Below are 24,242 nucleotides of genomic sequence, written 5' to 3'. Positions count from 1 at the left end.
CATGTCTTTGCAGGAACGCTTCACCGGCGGTCCGGAGCCGAGACGGCTGCGAGCCGTCCACCGCTCCGCCGCCTGTTGCGCCGAGCAGGAAATCGCCTGCTCCGCCTCGCTGCCGCTTCCGGTCGTACTGGATGCGTCCGAGGTCATCGAGGAGGCGGGGCACGACGCCCGCCACGCTGCTCTTCTGGTCGAGGAGCCGCTCGCTCCCGACCGCCGCATCCGCCGCATCGACCTGTTCATCAGCCGCACCACGGCGATGCTTGCAGGCGGCAGCGGCGACTATCTGGTCGCGCTTCATCTTTATGCAGGCTCAAGCCTGCACCGTGCCGTCGTCACGATGTCCTACTCCGAGGCTCCCGCCGACTGGCAGAGCTGGAGCGGCTGGTTCCAATCGTTCGTCGGCGTTCCGAGCGACGAGGTCATGTCGGTGCTCTATTATGACGCCGAGTGGATCAGCGATCATCGGGACCGTCTTTTGCGCAAGGCTCTGGAGCCCGGCTCCAGAGAAGCGATGCCCTTTCCCGCCACCGCCTTCTGGAGAAGGCACTACCTCATCGAATCTTCCGACATCCATATCCAGCACTCGATGTAATCCAGGCAACTCGATGATCCCTGCCGCATGATCCGCTCATGCAGGAAGCCCCCGAAGGGCCATGTCCCTCGGGGGCTTCGCTGCGTTCATCGAGTTGAAAACAGGGACGAAGCGGAGCCGGCTCCGCTTCGTCCCGTTCATTCCGCTGCGCCCTGCTTTACGCGTGGCTCAGCTCCAGCTCCTCTTCCTCGTCGCGGTTGTAGCTCTCGCGGTCGAACTCGTCCTCCGACACGGCGACGAGCAGCGACGACACGGTCGTGCCGGTCGCGTTGACCGCCGTGCGGCCCATGTCGACGACGGCGTCGATCGCGAGCACGAGGCCGAGCCCTTCCAGCGGCAGGCCGAGCGCGGTCAGGACGACCGTCGTCGAGATCGACGCCGGTCCCGGCACGCCGGCGACGCCGATCGAGGAGATCGTGCTGACGAGAACGATCAGGATGTAGTCGGAGATGCCGAGCGGCACTCCGTACACCTCGGCGACGAAGATCGCCACGACCGCCGGCCAGACGCCGCCGCAGCCGTTCATGTTCATCGTCGCGCCGAGCGGCGCGACGAAGCTGGCGATGCGCGGCGACACGCGCAGCCGCTTGGTGATGACCTCCAGGTTGACCGGCAGCGTCGCGTAGCTGCTGCGCGTCGTGAAGGCGACGGCGATCGTCGGGTAGATCTTGCGCAGGAACTTGAACGGATTGAGCTTCGCCCAGAACGTGACGAGCGAGCCGAACGTCAGGATGAAGTGCAGCAGCAGCGCGACATACGTCGCGAGAATGAGGCTGATGAGCGGCTTGAGCGTATCGAAGCCGTAGCGCGCGGCCATCGAGCCGATCAGCGCATACACGCCGTATGGCGTCAGGCGGATGATGTACTTGGTCACCTGGTTCATGACCTGCTTGAGCGATTCGATGACTTGGCGCACCGGCTCGGCCGCCTCCGGCTTGCGCGAGCTGAGCTGCACGATGGCGACGGCGATGAAGATCGCGAAGATCAGCACCGGCACAACCTTGGCGTCGGCCATGTCGCCGATCGGGTTGGACGGCACGAGGTTCAGGATGACCTCGGAGAACGTCGGAATCGTCCGCGCCTCGAATCCTTCCGGCGTCTCCTGGGCGATGCCCGAGCCCGGGTTGAACGCCAGCGCCACGAGCAGGCCGATCAGCGCTGCCACGCCGGTCGTGCCGATGAAGAGCAGGATCGTCTTGGTGCCGATCTTGCGCAGCTGCCCGAGGCTCGAGATCGACGAGATGCTGGAGACGACCAGCACGGCGACGAGCGGGATGACGAGCATTTTGATGAGGTTGACGTAAATGGAGCCGAGCGTGCTGATGCTCGTGGCGTCGATCTCCAAGGAGTTCAGCGTCACGCCGACGACGAGGCCGATGCCGAGCGCGAGCAGCACCCGATAGCCGAAACCGACGCGGCGCCGCGCCAGCCAGACGAGCAGTCCGATGACGATGAGGGAGACAAGCAGGCTGATCCAGTTCGTCTGGAACGCATGCACGAGGTTGTTGTTTTCAGGCAATGAGTCCATCCCCTTCATATCCTAGTGATTTACTATGCTATAGTATACTAGCGAGGTTGACTTCTTATGTCAACGTTTATTTTAGTCCATGAATAATAATTGGCATGAAGCTTCGACGCCTCCAACTCGCCGAACCAAGGCACTCCAAGCTCCCGCGCCAAAAAACCCGCAGAGCCCGGCGCCTTCACAGGCCGCCTCTGCGGGTAATAGGAAACGAATCGGCGCCGCATCCCTGTGCAGACGCCATAATCGAGGGCGCTCAGCCCGGCAGCATCGCGCCCATGCGGGTCGCCGACTGGACGACGAGCGCCGACTGCTCGCGTATGATGGCCGGCGTGAAGCGCGCGGCCGGTCCCGATACGGACAGCGCCGCCGCCAGCCGACCGCTGCGGTCGAACACCGGAGCCGACAGCGCCGCCGCTCCCGGCTCGCGCTCCTCCATGCTCGTCGCGTAGCCGAGCCGACGGATCTCCTCCAGCTGCTCGCGGAACGACTGCGGGTCGATTCCTTGCGGCAGCGCCTCCAAGGACATCATCTGCGCCGCCAGCGCCGGCTCGGCAAAAGCGATGAGCACCTTGCTCGAGGCTCCGACGTACAGCGGCAGCCGCACGCCGACCGGCGCCACGCGCCGGATCGCCTGGTTGCTCTGCACGGCCTGGATGCGGATCCGCTCGCTGCCGTCCCGCACGTACAGGCTCACCGTCTCCCCGAGCGTGTCGCGCAGCCTCTCCATCTCCGGCAGGCAGATGACCGCCGGGTCGCCCGACCGCGACCGATGCGCCGACAGCTCCCAGATGCGCATGCCGAGCCGGTAGCGCTCGGAGCTGCGGTCGCGCTCGAGGAAGCCCTTGTCCTCCAGCGTCGCCAGCATCCGGTGCACGGTGCTCTTGTGCAGCCCGACCCGCTCCGCGATCTCGGTCATCGGCAGGTCGCTCTCCGTCGTAAAGCAGAGCAGGATATCCAGCGCCCTCTCGACGGCCCTTACATTCGATTTTCCATCCTCGGCCTTGCCGCTGCGGGACGGTTCCATGCGCTCACCTGCTTTCTTTCCGGGGCGGAGAAGGCCATGACGCTCCTCCGTTCTCATTGAGAATCATTATCATTATAGGGGAGAAAGCGGAGTCCGTCTACCCCGATTCGGTTTCATTCAGTGAAACTAAGATTCTCCTAGTATAACTCGTTTCCTTTATCTCGTAAAGAAACGGCTTCATTTTACGGCAACATTACAAGTGCTTAACAATTGCTCGACATGAATTGACAGCCCGGACAATAGACGCATACAGTAGTAGTACATAGGATCTAGAACGCTTACAAAACAAGGGAGGGGAAGACGAAATGAGCAGCTCTGCCCTGCATACGCCGCTGAACTCGCCGCTGCAGCTGGACCCGTCCCTCTCTTCCGTGCTTCCTCGCCGCGACACGCGCCGCAATGCGCTCGTAGCCGCCGTGTCGGCCGGCGCCGCCCTGCTGCTGCTGCTGATTGTCGCCTTCCACGGCTATATCGCATGGATGGTCGCGTATCCCTATGTCGCCCCGGTCCATTCCAATCCGATGGAGGCCAAAGGCCTCGCTTATGAAGACGTGACCTTCCCGAGCCTCAGCGGACGCACGACCGTAAGCGGCTGGTACATCCCCTCCTCCCCCGGCCGCTCGATCCAGAGCGAGTCCGAGCGGACGATCGTGCTGAGCCACGGCTACGGCGCGAACCGCGAGGAGACGTGGGTGCCGATGTACGACCTCGCCAGCCTGCTCCACCGGCTGAACTATAACGTCCTGATGTTCGATTACGGCTATGCCTCCCAGCAGTACCGCGCTCCGGCGACCGGCGGCTGGGAGGAGTCCCAGCAGCTGCTCGCCGCCGTCGACTACGTCCGCGCGAACGGCTCCAAGGAAGTCGTCGTCTGGGGCTTCAGCATGGGCGCCGGCACGGCGCTGCAGGCCGCCCTGCAGACGGATGCGATCGATGCGATGATCCTCGACAGCACCTTCGTGGCCAGCCCCGACACGCTGTTCGACAATGTGCGCAACATCATCGACCTGCCGCGCCTGTCGCTGCCGCTCATCGAGAAGCTGCTGCCGCTCTGGACCGGCGTCGACTTCAACAAGATTCCCGCCGAGCAGGTCATGAGCACGAACTACTCCATTCCGATCTACATGATCCACGGCACGATGGACGCCAAGGCCTCCTACCAGTATGCGGAGACGATCGCATCCCGGCAGACGAATCCGCTGTCGCGCGAATGGATCGTGAACGGCGGCCAGCATGAGCTGCTGTTCCGCCAGCATCCCAAGGAGTACATCCAGCGCGCCGCGCTGTTCCTCAGCCAGGTGAACCAATCGCTGGAGCAGGACGGCCGGCTCGACGCCTGAGCTTCGGTCAGGCTCCCGCGACCGAGACCCGACCATACAGAGAAACACGAAGCCGCTCCGGCAAAAGGAGCGGCTTCGTGTTTTTCATGGCAGGCGGCAACCCGGGCGTTGCTGCCGGTCCGGCAGCGCTTTTTTTCGCTTGCCGCTCATATCCCGGCCGGTCGGCCGAATACACCTAAGCGAGAGCCATCGCGTCCGCCGGCAGCCGCGATCGATGCGCGGGATGCCGGTCCGACCACGAAAAGGAGGGTTCCCCCATGACCCAAGCGCCGTCCGACCTCGCTCAGCCGAGGCTGCTGGAGGAGATCAGGCAATGGAAGCAAGAGGAAGCGGACCGGCTGGAGCAGATCCTGCAGGCGGCCGAGCTGGAGCCGGCCTATGCCGGCGTGCTGCGGCAATGGCAGCCGCTGCTGGAGCGGACGGCCGCGGAAGCGGACCGGCTGCTGGAGCCCCGCTCTCAGCCGCCGGCCGCCGGAGCCGCCGGCGAGCCGTCCGAGCTGCTGGAGGCGGCTGCCGCGCAAAGCGGCGTGCTCGTCCAGCAGCTGCTGCAGCTGCTCGCGGCCAGCCCGGCGCTCGGCCGCGAGCCGCAGGCGCGCTCGGCCGTGCATGAGGCGCTGCGCGGCTCCACCGCCCGTCTCGCGCGGGCCGAAGCGATCCGCCAAGGCCGCGGCGCGGCGGAGCAGCCGGAGACGGAGGGCGGCGAGGCGGCCCCCTCCGCGCCGGAGCAGCCCGCCCGCGCGGAAGCTCCTCCCCGCACCGGCCAGGCCGCCGGCCCGCAGCAGCAGGTTCCGATCGGCGGGCACAAGCTGCCTCCTTTGCCCTACGCCTACAACGCGCTGGAGCCGTACATCGACGAGGCCACGATGCGGATCCATCACGACAAGCATCATCAGACCTACGTGGACGATCTCAACAAGGCGGAGAAGGAGCTGCAGGCATCGCGCAAGAGCGGCGACTTCGCCCTCGTGAAGCATTGGGAGCGGGAGCTGGCCTTCAACGGCGCGGGGCATTACCTGCACACGCTGTTCTGGCCGGCCATGTCTCCCCAGGGAGGCGGCAAGCCCGTCGGCGCGCTTGCCGACGAGATCGACCGCAGCTTCGGCAGCTTCGACGCGTTCAAGAAGCAGTTCTCCGAGGCGGCGAACAAGGTCGAGGGCGGCGGCTGGGCGATCCTCGTCTACAGCCCGCGCAGCCGCAGGCTCGAGATCCTGCAGGCGGAGAAGCATCAGGACCTGTCCCAGTGGGACGCGATCCCGCTGCTGCCGCTCGACGTGTGGGAGCATGCCTATTATCTCAAGCATCAGAACAAGCGGCCCGACTACGTCAAGGACTGGTGGAACGTCGTCAACTGGCCGTACGTCAGCGAGCGCTTCGACAAAGCGCGGACGCTGGCCTGGGAGCCCTACTGACGCCGGACCGGATCCTTCGGCCTCTGGTCGAAGCCGCCCCGCCGCATGCGGAGCGGCGCCCTCCGCGCTGAACGCAAAAAGCCCGCCGGCCTGGAATCAGGCCGGCGGGCTTGCCGTGCTGGCGGCGCCTGGCGCTTCGCTGGCCGGACGGGCCGGCGGGCTTTTGCGGCTCTCGGCTCTACTGCTTGAGCAGCGAGAGGAACTCGGCGCGCAGCGCGCTGTTCGAACGGAACTCGCCGCGGACGCCGGAGGTGATCGTCTTGCTGCCCGGCTTCTTGACGCCGCGCGAGCACATGCACAGATGCTCGCCCTCGACGACGACCATCACGCCCTGAGGCGACAGCGCCTCGTCGAGGATGTCCGCGATCTGCGACGTGATCCGCTCCTGCACCTGCAGCTTGCGGGTGACCGCCTCGACGAGGCGGGCCATCTTGCTCAGCCCGAGAATATGGCCGTTCGGCAGGTAGCCGATGTGGATCTTGCCGAAGAACGGCGCCATATGATGCTCGCACTGGCTGTAGTACACGATGTCCTTGACGATGACGAGCTCCTCATGGTTCTCGTCGAACGTCACGCCGAGCACGTCGGCGGGATTGACCTCGTATCCGGCGAAGATCTCCTCGTACATGCGGGTGACGCGGGCGGGCGTGTCCAGCAGCCCTTCGCGCTCGACGTCCTCGCCGACCAGCTTGAGGATCTCGCGGAGATGATATTCGATCTGGTCGCGGTTGCGCGCGACCATCGAGTTGGAGTAATCTTTCAAACCTGCCATCGCGGCCTCCCTGGCTTCCTTGAGGAGCGGGCGGCTGCCGTGTTATCTGCGCTTGCCGCCACGCTGGTTCGGGATGAATTTTTGCTGTCCGCCTTGCTGGCCCTTCATCATCTGCTGGGCCTTCTGCATCTGCTTGTTGTTCAGGTTGTAGCCCATCTGCTTGGCCATCTTTTGAAGCATCTCCGGATCGGACTGCATCTTCTCCATCTGCTTGCGGAGATAGAACACGCCGATGAAAAAGCCGCCGACTAGGCCGACGATCAACGTGACGATCGGGATGACGATATTATACCATTCCACGCGCGGTTCACCTGTCCTTTAATCAGGGTCGATCAAGCTCTTCCATCTTAGCATCAACGGGTTGTCCGCGCAATTTCAACCGCGGTCTCCGAGGGCGGCTCCGCCGCCGCCTGCTCCCGCAGCGAGGCGAGCGACCGCTCCGCCCAGGAGCGGGCCTCCTCGTCCTCCTCCCGCTCCGCCGCTTCCGCCAGCGCGGCCTCGGCTTCGGGTCCGCCGATCCGGCCGAGCGACCAGGCGGCCGTGCCGCGCAGCACCGCCCGCGGATCCTGCCGCAGCACGCGGATGAGCGCGGGCACGGCCGATTTCTCCTTGAAGTTGCCGAGCGCGATGACCGCGTTGCGCTGGATCGGCTTTTTGCCGCGCCAGGAAGAAGCGTTGCGCCCGTACCGCTCCTTGTACTCGCGGTTGCCGATCTCGAGCAGCGGCTCCAGCAGCGGCTTGACCTGCTCGGGATCGGGCCGGAACTCCGGATGCCGCGTCACGTTGACGCCCCGGTTGACGGGGCAGACGATCTGGCAGGTGTCGCAGCCGTACAGCCGGTTGCCGATCTTGCGCATCAGCTCGTCCGACACCATCTCCTTGGTCTGCGTCAGATACGAGACGCAGCGCTGCGCGTTGAGCTGGCCGGGGCCGACGAGCGCCCCGGTCGGGCAGGCGTCGATGCACTTCGTGCAGCTGCCGCAGCCGTCCTCGACCGGCGAATCGGGCTCAAGCGGCAGGTTCGTGATCATTTCGGCGAGGAACGTGAACGTGCCGTGCTTGCGGTTCAGAATGAAGCTGTTCTTGCCGCTCCAGCCGATGCCCGCCCGCTCGGCGACCGCCCGGTCGCTCAGCTCGCCCGTATCGACCATCGATTCGGCTCGCAGCTCCGGCACGCGCTCGCGCAGCCACGCCTCCAGCCGCGCCAGCCGGTTCCGCAGCACCGCATGGTAATCCTCTCCCCAAGAAGACCGGGACAGGATGCCCCGCCGCGCGCCGGGCTCGGACTTGGGCGGATCCTGCAGCTTGGACGGGTAGGCGACCGCGATCGCGATGATCGACAGCGGCTCGTCGAAGAGGAGCGACGGATCGGCGCGCCGCTCGATGTCCTTCGGCTCGAAGCCGGACTCGTAGCCGAGCTCGCGATGCCGGATGAGCCGCCCCTTGAGCGCCGTGAACGGCTCGGGCGACGCCACGCCGATATCGTCGATGCCGAGCCCGTAGGCGGCTTCCTTCATCTCGGCCTTGAACCGGCTCCAGAAGCCGGCGTCTGCTGCGATTCGATCCATCTTCTCCTCCTCCTGACTCCCCGTCGCGTCCGCGGCTGCCCCGTGCGAAAACGAAGCGGGGCCGCGCAGCCGCGCAGCCCCCGCCCTCCTAGCCCTTGCCTCCGGCCCGCATCGCCTTGATGGCGCCTACGGCCAGCTCGTCGCAGCGGTTGTTCCATTCATTGTCGCTGTGGCCCTTGACCTTCACGTAGGCCACCTCGTGGATGCCCATCAGCTCCCACAGCCGCTGCCACAGCTCCTTGTTCTCGACCGGCTGGCCCTTGCTGTTCTTCCAGCCGTTGCGCAGCCAGCCCCGGATCCAGTTGTTCTGGAAGCAGTTCACGACGTACGCCGAGTCGCTGTGCACCTTGACGCGGCACGGCACCTTGAGCAGCGCGAGCGCCTCGATGACCGCCTGGATCTCCATGCGGTTGTTGGTCGTATGCGGCTCGGCGCCGGAGATCTCCTTGCGCTTGTCGCCGTAGAACAGCACGGCCGCCCAGCCTCCGGGACCCGGATTGCCGGAGCACGCGCCGTCGGTATATACGGTCACTTCCTTCATGCTATCGCTCCTCTTCCACGGTAAATGGCGGACGCCGCCGCTCTCGCCCTGAGCCTACAGGCGGCCCGCATGGACGAACGGCCAGAGCAGCAGCTCGGCCCGGCCCGTGATGTCGCTGGCGTCGATGGAGCCGAACGTGCGGCTGTCGCGGCTCGCCCTCCACTGCCGGTTGTCGCCGAGCACGAAATAATGCCCCGGCTCCACCTGCACCGCCCGGAAATTCTCCAGCGCCGGCGACGGATCCGCATACAGCTCCGCCACCGGAAGCCCGTTGCGCAGCAGCTTCCCTTGGCGCAGCTCCACCACGTCCCCGGGCAGCCCGACGACGCGCTTGACGAGATAGCCCGGACTGCCGTCCTGAGGCCTGGGATCCCGCAGGATGACGACGTCGTTCATCCGGATCGGCAGCGCGTCGCCGGCGAGCCGGCTCACCAGCAGCCAGTCGCCGGGATGGAGCGTCGGCTGCATCGAGTCGCCTTCGACGATCGACAGATTGAGGACGAACCGGTTCAGGAACAGCACGACCGCCGCCACGACGACGGCGGTCCTCAGCAGCGCGGACAGCTCGCGCCGCCGGGCGGCATGGCGCGTCTCCGGCTCGGTCCGCAGCTCGGCCGCGGCAGGCTCCGTCATGCCGGCCCCTCCTCCTCGCGGTCCGGACGTTGCGTCCAGGCTTCGTAGTAGCGCAGCACGATCTCGTCCTCGAACGGCGGCTTGCCTCCGCGGATCCGCTGCGTCACCTCGCGCAGCCCTTGGCCGACCTTGGCGTCGACGATCGGCGGGTAGCGGTAGTCCGCCTTGTGGCGCTCGTACTCGTCGCGGTCGACGACCGCCAGATCGCCGCCCGCCGTACGGATGACGTCAAGGTCGTAGTCGATATACGTCAGCACGTCTCCCGACAGATACGGAGGCGAGGCCAGGTTGCAGTAGTAGCGGATGCCGAAGTCCTCCAGCATCGCGACGACATTGTACCATTTGCCAGGCAGGAAGAAGGATACGGCCGGCACGCGGCTGACCCACACCGAGCCGTCCGCCTCCGTGATCGGAGTCTGGTTGTTGATGAGCACGATCATGTTCTCCTCGGCCTGCTGCGGCAGCAGCAAGCGGTCGGGAACGAGCCAGTTCTTCTGCCACTGGCGGTGGAGATGGCCGTCGTGCTTGAAGCTTTTGATATAACAGCGCCGATACGTGTTCACTTACGCACTCCCTGACTTAACCATCATAGTAATAAGAAAAGCATATCCAGGCGCCAAAATCAATGGACGCCGGACATGCTTGAAGGAAAGGGCGGCTGGGCCGGCGAGCGGCTGACCGGAAAAGGTCCGGCCAGGGCTCGTCCTAGCCCGCCACGATGCTGAGCTTCTGGAACGAATGATAGAAGTCGCTCGGCTCGAAGCCGAGTGAGCTGTAGAGCGTAAGTACGGGTTCGTTATGCTTGTCCGCCGTGACGAGAATCTTGGATACGTTGCGCTGCTCGAAGCGTGCGCGGAGCCGGGAGATGAGGCCCTTGGCGATGCCGCGGCCGCGGAAGTCCTTGTGGACGGCGACACGGTAGTAGTACCCTCGGTTGTTGTCGATCGTGCCGATGATGATGCCGGCGACTTGATCTCCATCCGATGCGACGAGCACGAGATCGCTGTCCCAGGACAGCTGCCTGGTGAGAGCTTCCTTCGTTTCCTCGTAGCACTCTTCGCACAGAACCGATTGCAGCAAGGAGGTCGCGCCGTGATAATCGGCAAGCTGGAAAGAACGAACATGCATGAATGCTTAGCTCCCTTACATTCAATGTCATTGGTAAAAGCTAAGTTTGATTATACGACAAAAGTAAAGGAAAGCCAGGCTTTTCGTCCAAAAAACCTCATTAAATTTAACATTGCGCTTACATTTCGTTGAAAGCGCTTTATTGATAGCGCTTACTCGCTCGTTTGAACTTTATAGCGCACGGGTAAGAATAATGGATCGTTTTCGTGGCATTCTAGATGTCGGCCGGCATGCCAGGCCTTTCCATTCCGATGCGGAGGGGCCCCTTCGCAGCCCGGACTTTTGAAAGAAAAATGTTGATTTATTCAGGGGCATGAGGGATAATGTTCTGGAATCGCTACATATCATTTTGAGGAGGTTTTTTGATCATGGCACATGAACTTCCAGCACTTCCGTATGCAAACGACGCTCTGGAGCCGCATATCGACGCGCAGACGATGGAGATCCACCACGATCGCCACCACAACACGTACGTGACGAACCTCAACGCCGCTCTCGAGTCCGCTCCCGAGCTGGCTTCCAAGTCCGTCGAGGACCTGATCGCCGACCTGAACAGCGTGCCGGAGTCCATCCGCACGGCCGTCCGCAACAACGGCGGCGGACATGCCAACCACAGCCTGTTCTGGACGACGATCGCTCCGAATGCCGGCGGCGCTCCTACGGGCAAGCTGGCTGAGGCGATCGAGAGCGAGCTGGGCGGCTTCGCCAAGTTCCAAGAAGACTTCGCCAAAGCCGCTACGACGCGCTTCGGCAGCGGCTGGGCCTTCCTCGCCGCCGACAAAGCCGGCAAGCTGAAAGTATACAGCCTCCCGAACCAGGACAGCCCGATCATGGAAGGCGAAACGCCTCTGCTCGGCCTGGACGTATGGGAGCATGCCTACTACCTCAAGTATCAAAACAAGCGTCCCGACTACATCAAGGCGTTCTGGAACGTCGTGAACTGGGAAGAAGTCGGCAAGCGCTACGAGTCGGCCGCGAAGTAAGCTTCGCGCCGGATCCATCCAAGCCTGTCCGCAGCTCCATGCTGCGGACAGGCTTTTTTCGTCTTTGGGCTGACTTGGGGTCGGCTGCGGCGCTTTCTAAAGCCGATTTTACCTTTAGCGGCAGCGTTTCGCCGGCTGCGGCGCTTCCTATGGCCGATTTTACCTTTAGCGGGAGCTTTTCGTCGGCTGTGGCGCTTCCTAAGGCCGATTTTACCTTTAGGGGGAGCGTTTCGTCGGCTGTGACGCTTCCTATGGCCGATTTTACCTTTAGGGGGAGCGTTGCCCGGCTGCGGGACGACCGGAAGGGTACTACATATTTTTGCGCATTGGCTCTTAGGGCAAGCCCAGCGATTGTCCTGAGTTCTAATGCGAGCAGCCAGAAAAAATCCGATGATCGGTCAAGAGGATAGGCTCCTGCCGCATAGGCTAATGCATCCTGCGATTTTCCAGCCTTGCGCCAGACGGAAAGGAGCCGTTCGACCGGTATGTCACAACCTTACCTGTATTACGCCCCCAACAGCGCCTATCGCTATGTCCAGGCGGGGGGCGACTGCGGCTGCGGCAGTCCTCGCGCGTTCCAGCCGGCGCCGCCGCCGATTCCTCCGGGGCCGCCGACGCTTTTCCCGCCGTTCGGCGGCGGCCTGTTCCCGCCGCTCGGTCCAGGCGGCGGCTTCCCCGGGCCGGGGCCTTGGCCGCCCGGACCGGGGCCGTTCCCTCCGGGGCCGGGACCTTGGCCGCCCGGACCGGGTCCGTTCCCTCCGGGACCAGGGCCTTGGCCGCCCGGACCGGGACCGTTCCCTCCGGGACCAGGGCCTTGGCCGCCCGGACCGGGGCCGTTCCCTCCGGGGCCCGGGCCTTGGCCGCCTGGACCGGGGCCGTTCCCTCCGGGGCCGGGGCCTTGGCCGCCCGGACCGGGGCCGTTCCCTCCGGGACCGGGGCCTTGGCCGCCCGGACCGGGACCGTTTCCTCCGGGGCCCGGACCTTGGCCGCCCGGACCGGGGCCGTTCCCTCCGGGACCGGGGCCTTGGCCGCCTGGACCGGGGCCGTTCCCTCCGGGACCGGGGCCTTGGCCGCCCGGACCGGGACCGTTTCCTCCGGGGCCCGGACCTTGGCCGCCCGGACCGGGGCCGTTCCCTCCGGGACCGGGGCCTTGGCCGCCCGGACCGGGGCCGTTTCCGATCGGGGCCGGCGCGGCGGTACCGGCATTGACGTCCAGTCCGGCGGCGGAGACGGCGACGATTTCCGCCGCCGCGCCGGTCGGCTCGGTTCCGCCCGGACCGACGATAACGCCGAACGCTCCCGCCCCGGTGACGGTGCGGATTGAAGGCGGCGAGTCGTTCCCTTACGTCACGGAAGACTATCAGATTCCCTTTTATGAAGGCATGAACATCGCCCAAGCGCTCGACTACACGGGCGTCGTCCAAGCGACGACGAGCGGCGTGCAGGCCGTCGGCGGCGTCCGCAACGACACGACCGACGACGTGCGGATCGGCGGCGGCGTCCAGTACGTGCTGCGGCTGAACGGGCGGCAGATTCCCCACTCCCTGCTGAGCTTCCCCGTCCACCGCCGCGACGTGATCGGCATCGAGCTGATCGTCATCGGCCAGAGCTAGGCGGCGGGGCCGGACTTCTTCCTCAGCACAGCGCCAGCACGTCAAGGCTCTTTCGGATTGCCGCCCTTCGCGGACGATCCGGAAGAGCCTTTTTGGCCGTTCGGCCCTGAGACGGAACCTTTCGCTCCGCGATACGTCCTTCCCAACGCCGGAACCTTCCTCTCCACGATTCGTCTTGAGCCGGCCCCCTCGCCGGAATCCTCCGCCCCCGATTATTGGGCCTCAGGGCGGCATGGACCGCTCGCGGTTCAACGGCCGAAGCCCGCACGGGCTCCGACCGCCAGCACGAGCTCCGCGAGCGCCTCCGCCTCGTCGACGCCGAACACCGGAATTCCGTCCGGCAAGCCGAGGCCGCCGCCGCTGGCGCGCAGCTCCGCCCGCAGCGCGATGCCGGCCACCGCGGCCAGCTGCGGAAGCAGCTCCAGATCGGCGAGAGAGCGGGCGACCAGCAGCTTGGGCAGCGGTTCCCGCTTGAATCCTTCGACGAGCAGGACGTCGACCGGCGGGGCGAGCCGGATCAGCTCCGGCAGCGCAAGCCCCCGCTCCTCCACCACGATGGCTCGCGAAGCCGAGCTGACCGCCGACCAGACGGCCCCCGACTCCCGGTGCCGCCGCGTGTCGCAGCCCGGACGCTCGTCTTCGAGCTCATGGCCGTCGTGCTTGATCGTCGCCACCGAGAGTCCCCTGCCGGACAGCTCCTCCGTCAGCCGGCACAGCAGCGTCGTCTTGCCGGCGTTCTTGCCGCCTACAAGCTGCATGACCGCGGTCATCCGCGTCCTCCTCCTTCCGCCAGCCGGATGCCGGCCTCATAATCCGCCGGGGTATTCATGTTGAAGCTGATCGGCATGGCCTCCTCGTCCCCGCCGATCTCGCCGCCGGCGGGGACGAGCGCCTCCAGCAGCGCCGACAGGCGGCGCTCCCCGCTCTGCAGCAGCCGATCCGCCGCCGCCAGCGCCGCGTCGCGCCGATACACCGCATGGAGCGGCTGCAGCCGGCCGTCGATCCGAGGCGCCGCGCACCCGGCGGAGCCGCAGCGCTCCAGCGCCGCCGCGAGCCGGCGGGCAGCCGCTGCCGAGACGAACGGCATGTCGCAGGCGACCAGCCAGACCAGCGGCGCTTCGGCGGCAAGCAGCGCGCCGTGCAAGCCGGCCAGCGGCCCCTCGCCGGCATACGGCTCCAGCACCGGCGCCGCGAGCTCCGGCGCGGCGGCGCGCACCCGCTCCGCCTGCCCTGGACCGGCGACGACCGCCCGCACGGAGCGGCAAGCGGGCGCCATCCGCTCCGCGATCCGCGAGAGCAGCGTCCTCCCTTCCAGGAGCAGGGCATACTTGTCCCTGCCCATGCGGCTGGAGCGGCCGCCGGCCAGGATGAATCCATCCATCGCGGCGGCAGTCGGCCCGAAGCGCATCATGTCCGCAGCAGCCGCCGCCCTCCCCCGGCCTGCCGGCTCCCGCCTCATGCTCCGCCTCCCCGCAGCGGCCGCACGCGCACCGCCGTCGTCTTGAAGCCCGGCATGCGGCAGACCGGATCGAGCTCCGGCCTCGTCGCCCGATTGACGTTCTGCCTTCCTCCCCAGTGCATCGGCGCGAAAACCGTATCCTCGCGGATGCCGGCGTTCAGGCGGCCGCGCGCCGCGAACTCTCCCTGGCGGGAGACGACGGTCACCCATTCGCCTTCCTCGATTCCCAGCGCGGCCGCCGTCCGCGGATGCAGCTCGAGGAAGCTCTCCAGCTCCCGGGAGGCAAGCGCCGGACTGCGCCTCGTCTGCGCTCCGGTCAAATAGTGGGCGAGCACGCGGCCGTTCGTGAGCAGCAGCGGATAGCCGCCGTCCGTCTCGACGACCGCGCCGGTCCCGGCCGCCGTCCGGGCGGCGAACTGCGCCCGCCCGCCGGGACGGGCGAAGCCGTCCGCGAACAGCAGCCCCTGCCCTTCCTCCTCTTCCGAGGGACAGGGCCAGTAGACGCCGCCCTCGCTCCGCAGACGCCGGTACGAGATGCCGGAATAATCGGCGGCTCCGCCGCGGCTCGCGCGGCGCAGCTCCTCGAAGATCGCCTCCGCCGAGCCGCAGCCGAACCGCTCCTTGCGGCCCAGCCGCTCCGCGAGCGCGTTCAGCACCGCCCAGTCCGCCCGCGCCTCGCCGGGCGGCGGCAGGGACGCTTCCCTCAGCAGCACGCGGCCTTCCAGGTTGGTGAGCGTGCCCTCGTTCTCCAGATAGGAGGCGACCGGCAGCACGACATGCGCCATCCGCGCCGTTTCCGTCAGGAACAGATCCGCCACGACGAGCTGGTCCAGCCGGCCGAGCGCCTCCTCGACGAATCCCGCATGAGGATTGGATACGACGGGATTGGAGCCCATGACCAGCAGCGAGCGGATGCGGCCTTCGTGGACGAGCCGCATCATGTCGAAGGCGGATACGCCTTTGCCCGGAATCGACTCCGGGGGAACGCCCCATACGGCGGCGGCATGCGCCCGGTCGGCCGGATCCTCGATCGAGCGGTAGCCCGGAAGCTGGTCGGCCTTCTGGCCGTGCTCGCGGCCGCCCTGGCCGTTGCCCTGTCCCGTGATCGCCCCGTACCCGCAGCCCGGCCGGCCGATCTGGCCCGTCGCCAGCACGAGGTTGAGCAGCTGCCGCACCGCTTCGTGGCCGTCCGTCTGCTGCTCCACCCCGCGCGCCGTGCAGAGGATCGCCGTCTTCGCGCCTGCGTAAGCGCGCGCCGCGCGCCGCGCGTCCTCGAGCGGCAAGCCGCAGCGGGCGGCCGCCTCGTCGGGGTCGAGCGCCTCCGCCTGCCGCCTCGCCTCCTCGAAGCCCTCCGTCCGCGCCTCGATGAAGGCGCGGTCCTCCAGCCCCTCGTCCAGCACGAGCCGCAGCAGCAGGACGGCCAGCAGCGCATCGGTGCCCGGACGCAGCTGCAGGTGCAGGTCGGCGGCCTCGGCCGTCTTCGTGCGGCGAGGGTCGACCACGATCAGGTACGCTCCGTTCTCCTTCGCTTCATTGAAGTACGGCATCAGCGTCGGCTGGCACTCCGCCACGTTCGTGCCGGCCAGCAGGATGCACTTGGCCATCGGAATGTCCGACAAGCGGAACGTCAGCCCTCGGTCGAGCCCGAACGCGCGCACGCCGGCCGAAGCCGCCGCCGACATGCAGAAGCGGCCGTTGTAGTCGATGTGCCGCGTGCCGACGCCGATGCGGGCGAACTTGCCGAGCCAGTAGGCCGACTCGTTGGTCAGGGATCCCCCTCCGTAAAAGCCGACGGAATCCGGATCGCCGGCCGCGATCCGGCTCCGCCACAGCTCCGCGACGGCATCCAGCGCCTCGTCCCAGCCGCAAGGCACGAGCCGCCCTTCCTTCCGAATCAGCGGCTGCAGGAGCCGCTCGGAGCTGAACGCATGCTGATGCGCGTTCAGCCCTTTGACGCAGGCCCTCCCTTGGGAGGCGGCGTTGGGGACGCCTTGGGCGCGGTAGCGGAAAGGCTCGCCGCCGGGGAGCGGCTCCGGCGTCAGCCGCAGCTTGCACTGCACGCTGCAATAGGGACACTGGGCATCGAGCTCCCGGACCGCAAGCGGAATCGTCGTCGTCATGGACATGCCTCCTTCTCCATTTCCCTCTCCTGCCGCGCCGGTCCGGGCTCCTCGCCCTCGGCCCCGTTCCTCCCCGCCGCCGCGAGCCGCAGCGCTCCGGCGAGCTCCCGCCGCGAGGAAGCATCGGCCAGGAGCTCGCGCAGCGCGGCCTCGCCGGTCCGCTCCAGCCACTGCCAGACCGGCTCGCCCCACCTGGCCTCCGCCCGGTACCGCTGCAGGCAGGCGTCCGCCGCCACGGCCGCCTCCTCCAGCGTCTCGGCGACGGCGAGCAGCCGCCCGCCGCGCACGACGCCCTCGGCGCTGCCCCCGGCGGTCAGCTCCCAGCCCGCCGGCGACAGCGCGAGCCCGATGTCGGCGACGAGCGCGCCTGCCGGCGCGTCCGGTCCGGGCGACACCGCCGCCCGCAGCGGCGACGGCCAGGCCAGCCGCCGCCAGCGGCGCTGCATGCGGTCGGCCGCCTCCGCCGCCTCGCGCTCGCCCGGCGCCGGCGGCTCCTTGCCGATCCGGCGCTCGGAGCGTCCGGCACGGACGACGGCGCCCGGCCCTTTCCCTTGTGCCGAAGCCAAGGAAGAGGCCGTCCAGCCGTGCCGCGCCGCATAAAAGGCGATCGCCGGCCGGCACTCGCCGCAGCCGCCCTCCCCGCGCCAGCCGAGCCGGCGGCGCAGCTCGAGCGGGGAAAGCGCGGCCCCGGCGCTCTCCGCCGCGAGCCTCGCCGCGGCGGCCGGCAGCTCGGCCGCCGACAAGTCCGTGCAGCCGCAGATCGGCAGCGGCCGAGACGGCGGCGGCGCGGCGCCAGCGGCGGCTTCGTCAGCGGCGGCTCCGCCCGGCCGCGCCTGGGCTCCGCCTGCGGCGCCCAGGCGGACGAGCGCCTCGACGACCGGCCGGCAGCCCCCGCAGGAGCGGGAGGCTCCGGTGCAGGCCCGCACCTCCTCCGCCGTGCCGCAGCCTCCCGCCACCGCCTCCAGAATGGCGGCTTTGGCGACGGCGTTGCATTCGCAGACGGTGGCCGAGTCCGGCAGGGCGGCCGCCATCGCTTCCCGCGGCGACAGTCCGCCTCCAGCCTCCGCCTTGCCGGAGGCCGGCGAGGCGGCCAGCTCCTCCGGAGGCGCGCCGCGCCGCACCAGCTCCAGCAGCGCGGGGCCTTCCGAAGCGTCGCCGTACAGCACCGCCGCCGTCACCTTCCCGTCCCGCGCCAGCACGCGGCGGTACGTGCCGCTCAAGCCGTCGTAGGCCTGCTGCACCGTCTCCTCCTCGCCATGTCCGGCGGCATCGCCGACCGAGAACACCTCGATGCCGGCCACTTTGAGCTGGGAATAGGGAATGGAGCCTTCATAGGGCTCTCCGCCCGCTCCCGCGAGCTCGCGGGCCAGCACCTTCGCCTGATCGTACAGCGGCGCGACGAGGCCGTAGGCGATGCCGCGATGCTCCGCGCACTCGCCGACCGCGTAGACGGACGGATCGCTCGCGCGCATCCGGTCGTCGACCTCGACCGCGCGCCGCACGGCCAGGCCCGCGGCCCGGGCCAGCTCGACGTTCGGACGGATGCCGACGGCGAATACGATCAGATCCGCCTTCAGGCGGCTGCCGTCGCGAAAGCGCAGTCCGCTCGCGCGCCCGATGCCGGTCACCTCCGACGTGTCCCGCGCCAGGTGGAACCGCATCCCTTGCCGCTCCAGCTCCGCCTGCAGCAGCCGGCCCGCCTGCCGATCGAGCTGACGGTTCATCAGATAGGCGGCGTTGTGCACGACATGCGCCTCCATGCCCAGATGCAGCAGGCCCCTCGCCGCCTCGAGGCCGAGCAGTCCTCCGCCGATGACGGCGGCTCTGCGGCCGGATCGCGACGCCTCCAGCATCGCATCGCTGTCCGCCAGGCTGCGGAAGGCGATCACGCCTTTCTTGTCCGCGCCGGAGACCGGCGGGATGAAGGCGGAGGAGCCCGTCGCCAGCACGAGCCGGTCATAGCGGTCGGTCCGGCCGGCGGACGTGCGCAGCTCGCGGGCGGCGAGATCCAGGCTGACGACCGCCTCGCCCGTGCGCAGCTCGATTCCCTGCTCTTCGTACCAGCTCCGCGCCTTCAGCTCGATCTCCTCCCGCCCCACGCCTCCCTGCAGCACCTTGGACAGCAGGATGCGGTTGTAGGCCGGCACCGGCTCGCTGCCGTACACGGCAATCTCATACCGCCCCGGAGCGGCCTTCGCCAGCTCCTCCAGCAGCCTCAAGCCCGCCATGCCGTTTCCTGCGACGACCAGCCTCTCCTTGCGTTCCGCCATGGCCCTTTCCCTCCTTCTCGATCGCCTGATCCCCTTCCCTTTCCATCCGAGACCTGCCCGCGCGCCTGCCTGACGCGCTAGTCCGCGTCTAGCGCGAGCCAGCGCACGCGATCTCCTTCCGCCGCGCCCTTCCCTCCTGCCGGCACGCAGGCAAGCGCTTCGGCGCGGGCGAAGGCGGCGACGTTGCCCGAGCGGTCTCCGGCAAGCGGCAGCAGCAGCGCCATGCCGTCCTCCGCCTCGCCGACCGCCGCCCGGATGTAGCGGGGATAAGGGCATGGCTTGGGCATGGACGCCGCGAGCCGGCCGGTCCGCCAGCGGGGCATCCAGTCCGCGCGTCCGGCAAGCCGCAGCAGCAGCGGACGGACGAGCAGCTCCATGCCGGCGAAGCAGGCGGACGGGTTGCCCGAGAGCGCGGCCAGCAGCGTCCCGTCCGGCATCCGGTAGGCCGAGGTCGGCGTGCCGGGCCGCATCTTCATCTTGTCGACCCGGATCCGGCCTCCCGCCAAGCGGGCCGCCTCATGCGCATAGTCGCAGTCGCCGACCGACACCCCGCCGGACGTCACGACGAGATCGGCCCCCAGCGCCGCCTCCCGGATCGCCTCGGCCAGACGGCGCGGATCGTCCGGCACGGGAAGAAGCGTCGTCGGCATCCCGCCCAGCTCGCGCACCCGGGCAGCCAGCATCGCGCTGTTGGAATCGTAGATGCCCGCTCCGCCCAGCGGCTGCCCCGCCCGGCGGAGCTCGTCGCCGACGGGCACGACGGCCACGACCGGACGGCGGCGGACCTGCGCCTCGTCCCGGCCGTCAGCCGCCAGCAGCGCGATCTGCCGCGCCCTCAGCCTTGCGCCCGCCTCCAGCAGCACGGCTCCCGCCGGCGCGTCCTCGCCGATCTCGGCGATGTGGGTCGGCGAGCCGGGCGGGCGGTCCAGCTCTACGGCGCCGCCGGGCAGCCGCCGCGTCCGCTCCTGCATGACGACGCGGTCATAGCCGTCCGGCACCCGCGCGCCGGTGAAGATGCGCAGCGCCGATCCCGGCTGCGGGTCCTGCCGTCCGCAAGCCCGGCCGGGCCGCCGCTCGCCGGCCACGGCCAGACGCGCCGCGCCGCCCTGATCCAGCGGAGCCAGGTCGGCCTCCCGCACCGCATAGCCGTCCATCGCGGCCCGGCGGAACGGCGGCAGCGGCTGCCGGGCGAGCAGCGCCTCCCCAAGCACGCGCCCGCCCGCATCCGCCAGCGGGACGCGCTCCATGCCGACCGGAGCGAGCTCGCCCGCCAGCAGGCGCACCGCATCCGCCGCCTCCGCCAGCTTCAGCGGGAGCTCCGGCGGATCGGCCGCATCCGCCGGCTTCCTCCCAAGCCCGTGCGGGAGTTCCGGCGAAGCGGCCTCCGCCGCCCTTCCCTCCGGCTCTCCCTTCGACTCTCCCTTCGGCTCTCTCTCCGGCCCTCCCTCCGGCTCTCCCGCCGCCTGTTCGGCCCCGGACGCCTCCTCCTGCCGCGCGTCCGGTTCCGCCACGCTCTGTCCGCCCCGTCCACTGCCGCGCGCGCCCGTCTCCATCTCGTCCGCCCCCTCTGTCCGTCCCGATCGACGCCGCCTCCCGCTTCGAGCAAGAAAAAAAGCCCGCTTCCATCCGCGCTCCAGGCGCGAAGAAGAAGAGGGCTTCGTTGCTCTCGGTCCAGCGGCACGCCATTGTGCCGGAAGGTTTGGTTTCAGCTTAGCGGACTCATAAAATGATGTCAATATAGCTGACGCAGTTGAACCGAAAATAAAATTGCGTCAGCTATATTGACACGAGAGCCGCTCCGTCCCTATACTCGAACTTGTCAAACACGACCGTACAGCGCCGTACGGGCCGATGCGCCGGCAATGATGCCGCAGTCCTCCCCCAGCAGGGACGGACTGCGGCTTTTTGCGGCTTCGGCTCCGGATCGCGGCTGCCGGTCGACAAAGGAGAGGAACCTACGATGGAGAGAAAAAGCTTCTGGCAAAGCGGAGACAAAAAGACGCTGCTGAGCGCATTCCTGTACTTCGACGTCAGCTTCATGATCTGGGTGATGATCGGGCCGCTGGCCGTCGTCATCGCGGCGGACTTCCCGATGACGCCCGTGCAGAAGGCGAACCTGGTCGCGCTGCCGGTGCTCGGCGGCTCGATCCTGAGGCTCGTCTTCGGCTTCCTGGCCGACTATATCGGCCCCAAGCGGACCGGACAGATCGGCATGCTCGTCTCGATCGTCCCGCTCGTGCTCGGCTGGCAGGTCGTGGACAGCCTCGAGCAGCTGTACGCCGTCGCCCTGCTGCTCGGCGTCGCCGGCGCCTCGTTCGCCGCCGCCCTGCCGCTTGCCGGACAGTGGTACCCCAAGGAGCATCAGGGGCTGGCGATGGGCATCGCCGGCGCAGGCAACAGCGGCACCGTCTTCGCCACCCTGTTCGCCAACCGCCTCGCGGCGCATTACGGCAGCTGGGAAATCGTATTCGGCCTCGCCATCATCCCGATCGCCGTCGTGCTCGTCCTGTTCACGCTGCTCGCCCGCAACAGCCCGGACCGTCCGGCTCCGCGCCGTCCCGCGGAATACGCGGGCATCATGAAGCAGCGGGACGCCTGGGTGTTCTGCGCGCTCTACGCGGTCACGTTCGGCGGCTTCGTCGGACTCTCCAACTACCTGACGATCTTCTTCAACGCCCAATACGGCCTCGCCCCGGTGCGGGCCGCCGACTTCACGACGCTGTGCGTCATCGGGGGCAGCCTGTTCCGCCCCATCGGCGGCTATCTGTCCGACCGCTTCGGCGGCGCCCGCATGCTGACGATCCTGTACGGCGGCGCGGCGCTGCTGCTCGCCTCCGTCTCGGCGCTGCCGCCGCTGCCCGTCACGCTGGCGCTTCTGTTCGTCGGCATGATGTGCCTCGGCGCCGGCAACGGCTCGGTGTTCCAGCTCGTGCCGCAGCGCTTCGGCCGCGAGCTCGGCCTCATGACCGGCATCGTCGGCGCGGCCGGCGGCCTCGGCGGCTACGCGCTGCCGCTCGTGCTCGGCCGGCTGTACCAGTCGACCGGCAGCTACACGCCGGGCTTCCTCATCCTGAGCCTCGTGGCGGCAGCGGCGATGGCGCTGATCGTCGTCATGCAGCTGCGCTGGCGGCATGGCTGGATGGGCTACGGCGGCGGCAAGGCCGCTCCGGCCGCGGCGCCGGCGCCCGCCGCAGCCCCCGCCTCCGCCTCGGCCGAGCTGTAGCGAAGGCCGCGTCCCGCAGCCGCTCTTGCAAGCATGGCAAAAAGCCCCGGGTCCGCTGGAGAGCGGCTCCGGGGCTTTTGACTTCAAGGCAGAATCACACCATCACCTGGCAGATCTGGTTCGTGAACTCGACCGGATCCTCGATCGGCAGCCCCTCGATGAGCAGCGCCTGGCTGTAGAGCAGCGAGGTGAACAGCTCGAGCTTGGCCGGATCGGCGGCGTGGGCTTCCTTGAGCGCGCGGAACACGTCGTGGCCGGTGTTGATCTCGAGCACCTTCTGCGCCTTGACGCCGGAGCTGTCGGGCATCGCCGCCAGCACCTTCTCCATCTCGATCGTCAGGTCGCCCTCGGTCGCGAAGCAGACCGGATGCTTGCGCAGGCGCTTGGAGGCGCGGACCGCGCTCACCTTGCCGCCCAGCAGCCCCGCCATCGCCTCGAACAGCGGCTTGTTCTCCTCGTCGGCCGCTTCGTCCTCCGGCTTGCTCTCATCCTCGATGCCCAGGTCGCCGCTCGATACGGAGCGGAATTCCTTGTCCTTGTAGCTCGTCAGCATGCGGATGGCGAACTCGTCGATGTCGTCGGTGAAGTACAGGATCTCGTAGCCCTTGTCGAGCACGAGCTCGGTCTGGGGCAGCTTCTCGATGCGCTCGGCGGAGGAGCCGCTCGCGTAGTAGATGTACTTCTGGTCCTCCGGCATGCGGGAGACGTACTCGGCGAGCGTCACGAGCTCCTTGTCCTTGGACGAGGTGAACAGCAGCAGGTCCTGCAGCGTCTCCTTGTGCGCGCCGTAGTCGCTGTACACGCCGAACTTGAGCTGGCGGCCGAACGAGCCGAAGAACTTCTCGTACTTCTCGCGCTCGTTCTTGAGCATGCCCTGCAGCGCGCCCTTGATCTTCGACTCGATGTTCTTGGCGATCTGCTTGAGCTGGCGGTCATGCTGCAGCATCTCGCGGGAGATGTTGAGCGACAGGCTCTCGGAGTCGACCATGCCCTTGACGAAGCTGAAGTAGTCCGGCAGCAGGTCGGCGCATTTGTTCATGATGAGCACGCCGCGGGAGTAGAGCTCGAGCCCTTTTTCGAACTCCTTGGTGTAGTAGTCGAACGGGATCGTCTCCGGAACGTACAGGATCGCCTGGTAGACGACCGCGCCGTCGGCGCTGACATGGACATGCGCGAGCGGCTTGTCGAACCCGTAGCGCTTCTCCTGGTAGAAGTTCTCATAGTCCTCCGCCTTCAGCTCGGACTTGTTCTTGCGCCAGATCGGCACCATGCTGTTGATCGTCTGCTGCTCCGAGAACTCCTCGAACTCGTTCTCCGCGCCTTCCTTCGGACGGCTGGAGGACAGCTCCATCTTGATCGGGTAGCGGATGAAGTCGGAATACTTCTTGACGAGCGCCTTCAGGCGGTACTCGTTCAGGTACTCCTCGTAGCTGTCGTCCTCGGTGTCCGGCTTGATGTGCAGCGTGATCTCCGTGCCGGTGCCGGCCTTGTCGGCCGGCTCGAGCGTGTAGCCGTCCGCGCCTTCGGATTCCCAGCGCCACGCCTGCTCCTCGCCGAGCGCGCGGGAGACGACCGTCACTTTGTCCGCGACCATGAACGACGCGTAGAAGCCGACGCCGAACTGGCCGATGATGTCGCGGCCGTCCTTGGACTCGTTCTCCTGCTTGAACGCGAGCGAGCCGCTTTTGGCGATCGTGCCGAGGTTCGCCTCGAGCTCCTCGCGCGTCATGCCGATGCCCGTGTCGGCGATCGTGAGCGTGCGGGCCGCGCTGTCCGGCTTCACTTCGATGTAGTAGCTGTCCGGATCGAACGTCAGGCTCTCGTCGGTAAGCGCTTTATAGTAGATCTTGTCGATGGCGTCGCTGCTGTTGCTGATGAGTTCGCGCAGAAAGATCTCTTTCTGGGTGTAGATCGAGTTGATCATCATGGCCAGAAGGCGTTTCGACTCCGCCAGGAACGGTTTCTTTTCCACTTCGACTCTCTCCTCTTCGTGCATGAAGCTTAGCACTCTCTTCGCTCGAGTGCCAGCAACGTTTATATAT

Annotated in this window: 21 protein-coding genes; 6 read left to right on the top strand and 15 right to left on the bottom strand. The window is 67.5% G+C overall.

The window, feature by feature from the left end; all coding sequences use genetic code 11:
* The first annotated feature begins 1 nt into the window (after position 1).
* Positions 2-592, top strand: coding sequence for a hypothetical protein (locus H582_RS0111310; protein ID WP_028598622.1), 591 nt, complete (start codon positions 2-4; stop codon positions 590-592).
* 157 nt (positions 593-749) lie between these two features.
* Here the strand turns inward: H582_RS0111310 and H582_RS0111305 are convergent, their stop codons facing one another.
* Both H582_RS0111305 and H582_RS0111300 read right to left on the bottom strand, forming a co-directional pair.
* Entirely contained in the window at positions 750-2,120 is a 1,371-nt protein-coding gene (locus tag H582_RS0111305; RefSeq protein WP_028598621.1) for a dicarboxylate/amino acid:cation symporter, read from the bottom strand.
* Between the two features lie 250 nt (positions 2,121-2,370).
* On the bottom strand, positions 2,371-3,141 hold the full coding sequence (locus H582_RS0111300) for an IclR family transcriptional regulator (RefSeq protein WP_028598620.1): 771 nt from the start codon (positions 3,139-3,141) through the stop codon (positions 2,371-2,373).
* A 305-nt stretch (positions 3,142-3,446) separates the two neighbouring features.
* Here H582_RS0111300 and H582_RS0111295 point away from each other — a divergent pair, with 305 nt between their 5' ends.
* Positions 3,447-4,481: an alpha/beta hydrolase gene (locus tag H582_RS0111295; protein ID WP_028598619.1), complete on the top strand. Its 1,035-nt coding sequence runs from the start codon at positions 3,447-3,449 to the stop codon at positions 4,479-4,481.
* Between the two features lie 257 nt (positions 4,482-4,738).
* A complete protein-coding gene (locus H582_RS0111290; RefSeq protein ID WP_028598618.1) occupies positions 4,739-5,890 on the top strand; it encodes a superoxide dismutase in 1,152 nt (383 codons plus the stop codon).
* A 178-nt stretch (positions 5,891-6,068) separates the two neighbouring features.
* On the opposite strand, the gene folE is transcribed toward H582_RS0111290, so the two are convergent.
* The 7 genes from folE to H582_RS0111250 form a co-directional block, all read right to left on the bottom strand.
* Entirely contained in the window at positions 6,069-6,662 is a 594-nt protein-coding gene (gene folE / locus H582_RS0111280) for a GTP cyclohydrolase I FolE (protein ID WP_028598617.1), read from the bottom strand.
* Between the two features lie 42 nt (positions 6,663-6,704).
* Positions 6,705-6,962: a YneF family protein gene (locus H582_RS0111275; RefSeq protein ID WP_028598616.1), complete on the bottom strand. Its 258-nt coding sequence runs from the start codon at positions 6,960-6,962 to the stop codon at positions 6,705-6,707.
* 53 nt (positions 6,963-7,015) lie between these two features.
* The gene (gene queG / locus H582_RS27060) at positions 7,016-8,230 is read right to left on the bottom strand and encodes a tRNA epoxyqueuosine(34) reductase QueG (RefSeq protein ID WP_084137098.1); all 1,215 of its coding nucleotides are present in this window, start codon (positions 8,228-8,230) and stop codon (positions 7,016-7,018) included.
* Between the two features lie 88 nt (positions 8,231-8,318).
* Entirely contained in the window at positions 8,319-8,771 is a 453-nt protein-coding gene (gene rnhA, locus H582_RS0111265; RefSeq protein WP_028598615.1) for a ribonuclease HI, read from the bottom strand.
* A gap of 54 nt (positions 8,772-8,825) precedes the next feature.
* Positions 8,826-9,404, bottom strand: coding sequence for a signal peptidase I (gene lepB, locus H582_RS0111260; protein ID WP_028598614.1), 579 nt, complete (start codon positions 9,402-9,404; stop codon positions 8,826-8,828).
* Positions 9,401-9,967 (bottom strand): DUF402 domain-containing protein, encoded by a 567-nt coding sequence (locus tag H582_RS0111255; RefSeq protein ID WP_028598613.1) that lies wholly within the window; start codon positions 9,965-9,967, stop codon positions 9,401-9,403. Before H582_RS0111255 ends, lepB begins: the two co-directional genes overlap by 4 nt.
* A gap of 142 nt (positions 9,968-10,109) precedes the next feature.
* On the bottom strand, positions 10,110-10,532 hold the full coding sequence (locus tag H582_RS0111250; protein ID WP_028598612.1) for a GNAT family N-acetyltransferase: 423 nt from the start codon (positions 10,530-10,532) through the stop codon (positions 10,110-10,112).
* Between the two features lie 368 nt (positions 10,533-10,900).
* Here H582_RS0111250 and H582_RS0111245 point away from each other — a divergent pair, with 368 nt between their 5' ends.
* Positions 10,901-11,515, top strand: coding sequence for a superoxide dismutase (locus tag H582_RS0111245; RefSeq protein ID WP_028598611.1), 615 nt, complete (start codon positions 10,901-10,903; stop codon positions 11,513-11,515).
* Between the two features lie 1,205 nt (positions 11,516-12,720).
* The gene (locus H582_RS31850; RefSeq protein WP_028598609.1) at positions 12,721-13,128 is read left to right on the top strand and encodes a hypothetical protein; all 408 of its coding nucleotides are present in this window, start codon (positions 12,721-12,723) and stop codon (positions 13,126-13,128) included.
* Positions 13,129-13,376: 248 nt separating this feature from the next.
* Here the strand turns inward: H582_RS31850 and mobB are convergent, their stop codons facing one another.
* From mobB to H582_RS0111210, 5 genes are all read right to left on the bottom strand, one after another.
* Complete coding sequence (mobB, locus tag H582_RS27055; RefSeq protein WP_043111207.1) at positions 13,377-13,898, bottom strand: molybdopterin-guanine dinucleotide biosynthesis protein B; 522 nt, start codon at positions 13,896-13,898, stop codon at positions 13,377-13,379.
* Positions 13,895-14,587 carry a molybdenum cofactor guanylyltransferase gene (gene mobA, locus H582_RS27050; RefSeq protein WP_052333151.1) on the bottom strand — a complete coding sequence of 231 codons (693 nt, stop codon included), beginning with the start codon at positions 14,585-14,587 and terminating at the stop codon, positions 13,895-13,897. Before mobA ends, mobB begins: the two co-directional genes overlap by 4 nt.
* Positions 14,584-16,707 carry a molybdopterin oxidoreductase family protein gene (locus H582_RS0111220; protein ID WP_028598608.1) on the bottom strand — a complete coding sequence of 708 codons (2,124 nt, stop codon included), beginning with the start codon at positions 16,705-16,707 and terminating at the stop codon, positions 14,584-14,586. Before H582_RS0111220 ends, mobA begins: the two co-directional genes overlap by 4 nt.
* Complete coding sequence (locus tag H582_RS27045) at positions 16,704-18,977, bottom strand: FAD-dependent oxidoreductase (protein ID WP_052333150.1); 2,274 nt, start codon at positions 18,975-18,977, stop codon at positions 16,704-16,706. The genes H582_RS0111220 and H582_RS27045 overlap by 4 nt, the downstream gene beginning before the upstream one ends.
* 77 nt (positions 18,978-19,054) lie before the next feature.
* Positions 19,055-20,530 carry a molybdopterin molybdotransferase MoeA gene (locus tag H582_RS0111210; protein ID WP_084137095.1) on the bottom strand — a complete coding sequence of 492 codons (1,476 nt, stop codon included), beginning with the start codon at positions 20,528-20,530 and terminating at the stop codon, positions 19,055-19,057.
* A gap of 407 nt (positions 20,531-20,937) precedes the next feature.
* Between H582_RS0111210 and H582_RS0111205 the strand changes: the two genes are divergently transcribed.
* Positions 20,938-22,200, top strand: coding sequence for a nitrate/nitrite transporter (locus H582_RS0111205; protein WP_028598606.1), 1,263 nt, complete (start codon positions 20,938-20,940; stop codon positions 22,198-22,200).
* Positions 22,201-22,294: 94 nt separating this feature from the next.
* On the opposite strand, the gene htpG is transcribed toward H582_RS0111205, so the two are convergent.
* A complete protein-coding gene (gene htpG, locus H582_RS0111200) occupies positions 22,295-24,172 on the bottom strand; it encodes a molecular chaperone HtpG (protein ID WP_028598605.1) in 1,878 nt (625 codons plus the stop codon).
* Positions 24,173-24,242: the final 70 nt, after the last annotated feature.

Origin of the sequence: Paenibacillus pasadenensis DSM 19293, assembly GCF_000422485.1 — a bacterium.
GTDB lineage: Bacteria > Bacillota > Bacilli > Paenibacillales > Paenibacillaceae > Paenibacillus_O > Paenibacillus_O pasadenensis.
The sequence above is the reverse complement of the archived record's forward strand: the minus strand, read 5'-3'. Positions and strand labels throughout refer to the sequence as shown.

Bases quoted from the DNA above. Each gene is read 5' to 3' on its own strand.
- H582_RS0111310 (WP_028598622.1), top strand. From the start codon at position 2: ATGTCTTTGCAGGAACGCTTCACCGGCGGTCCGGAGCCGAGACGGCTG.
- H582_RS0111305 (WP_028598621.1), bottom strand. From the start codon at position 2,120: ATGGACTCATTGCCTGAAAACAACAACCTCGTGCATGCGTTCCAGACG.
- H582_RS0111300 (WP_028598620.1), bottom strand. From the start codon at position 3,141: ATGGAACCGTCCCGCAGCGGCAAGGCCGAGGATGGAAAATCGAATGTA.
- H582_RS0111295 (WP_028598619.1), top strand. From the start codon at position 3,447: ATGAGCAGCTCTGCCCTGCATACGCCGCTGAACTCGCCGCTGCAGCTG.
- H582_RS0111290 (WP_028598618.1), top strand. From the start codon at position 4,739: ATGACCCAAGCGCCGTCCGACCTCGCTCAGCCGAGGCTGCTGGAGGAG.
- folE (WP_028598617.1), bottom strand. From the start codon at position 6,662: ATGGCAGGTTTGAAAGATTACTCCAACTCGATGGTCGCGCGCAACCGC.
- queG (WP_084137098.1), bottom strand. From the start codon at position 8,230: ATGGATCGAATCGCAGCAGACGCCGGCTTCTGGAGCCGGTTCAAGGCC.
- rnhA (WP_028598615.1), bottom strand. From the start codon at position 8,771: ATGAAGGAAGTGACCGTATATACCGACGGCGCGTGCTCCGGCAATCCG.
- lepB (WP_028598614.1), bottom strand. From the start codon at position 9,404: ATGACGGAGCCTGCCGCGGCCGAGCTGCGGACCGAGCCGGAGACGCGC.
- H582_RS0111250 (WP_028598612.1), bottom strand. From the start codon at position 10,532: ATGCATGTTCGTTCTTTCCAGCTTGCCGATTATCACGGCGCGACCTCC.
- H582_RS0111245 (WP_028598611.1), top strand. From the start codon at position 10,901: ATGGCACATGAACTTCCAGCACTTCCGTATGCAAACGACGCTCTGGAG.
- mobB (WP_043111207.1), bottom strand. From the start codon at position 13,898: ATGACCGCGGTCATGCAGCTTGTAGGCGGCAAGAACGCCGGCAAGACG.
- mobA (WP_052333151.1), bottom strand. From the start codon at position 14,587: ATGAGGCGGGAGCCGGCAGGCCGGGGGAGGGCGGCGGCTGCTGCGGAC.
- H582_RS0111220 (WP_028598608.1), bottom strand. From the start codon at position 16,707: ATGACGACGACGATTCCGCTTGCGGTCCGGGAGCTCGATGCCCAGTGT.
- H582_RS27045 (WP_052333150.1), bottom strand. From the start codon at position 18,977: ATGGCGGAACGCAAGGAGAGGCTGGTCGTCGCAGGAAACGGCATGGCG.
- H582_RS0111210 (WP_084137095.1), bottom strand. From the start codon at position 20,530: ATGGAGACGGGCGCGCGCGGCAGTGGACGGGGCGGACAGAGCGTGGCG.
- H582_RS0111205 (WP_028598606.1), top strand. From the start codon at position 20,938: ATGGAGAGAAAAAGCTTCTGGCAAAGCGGAGACAAAAAGACGCTGCTG.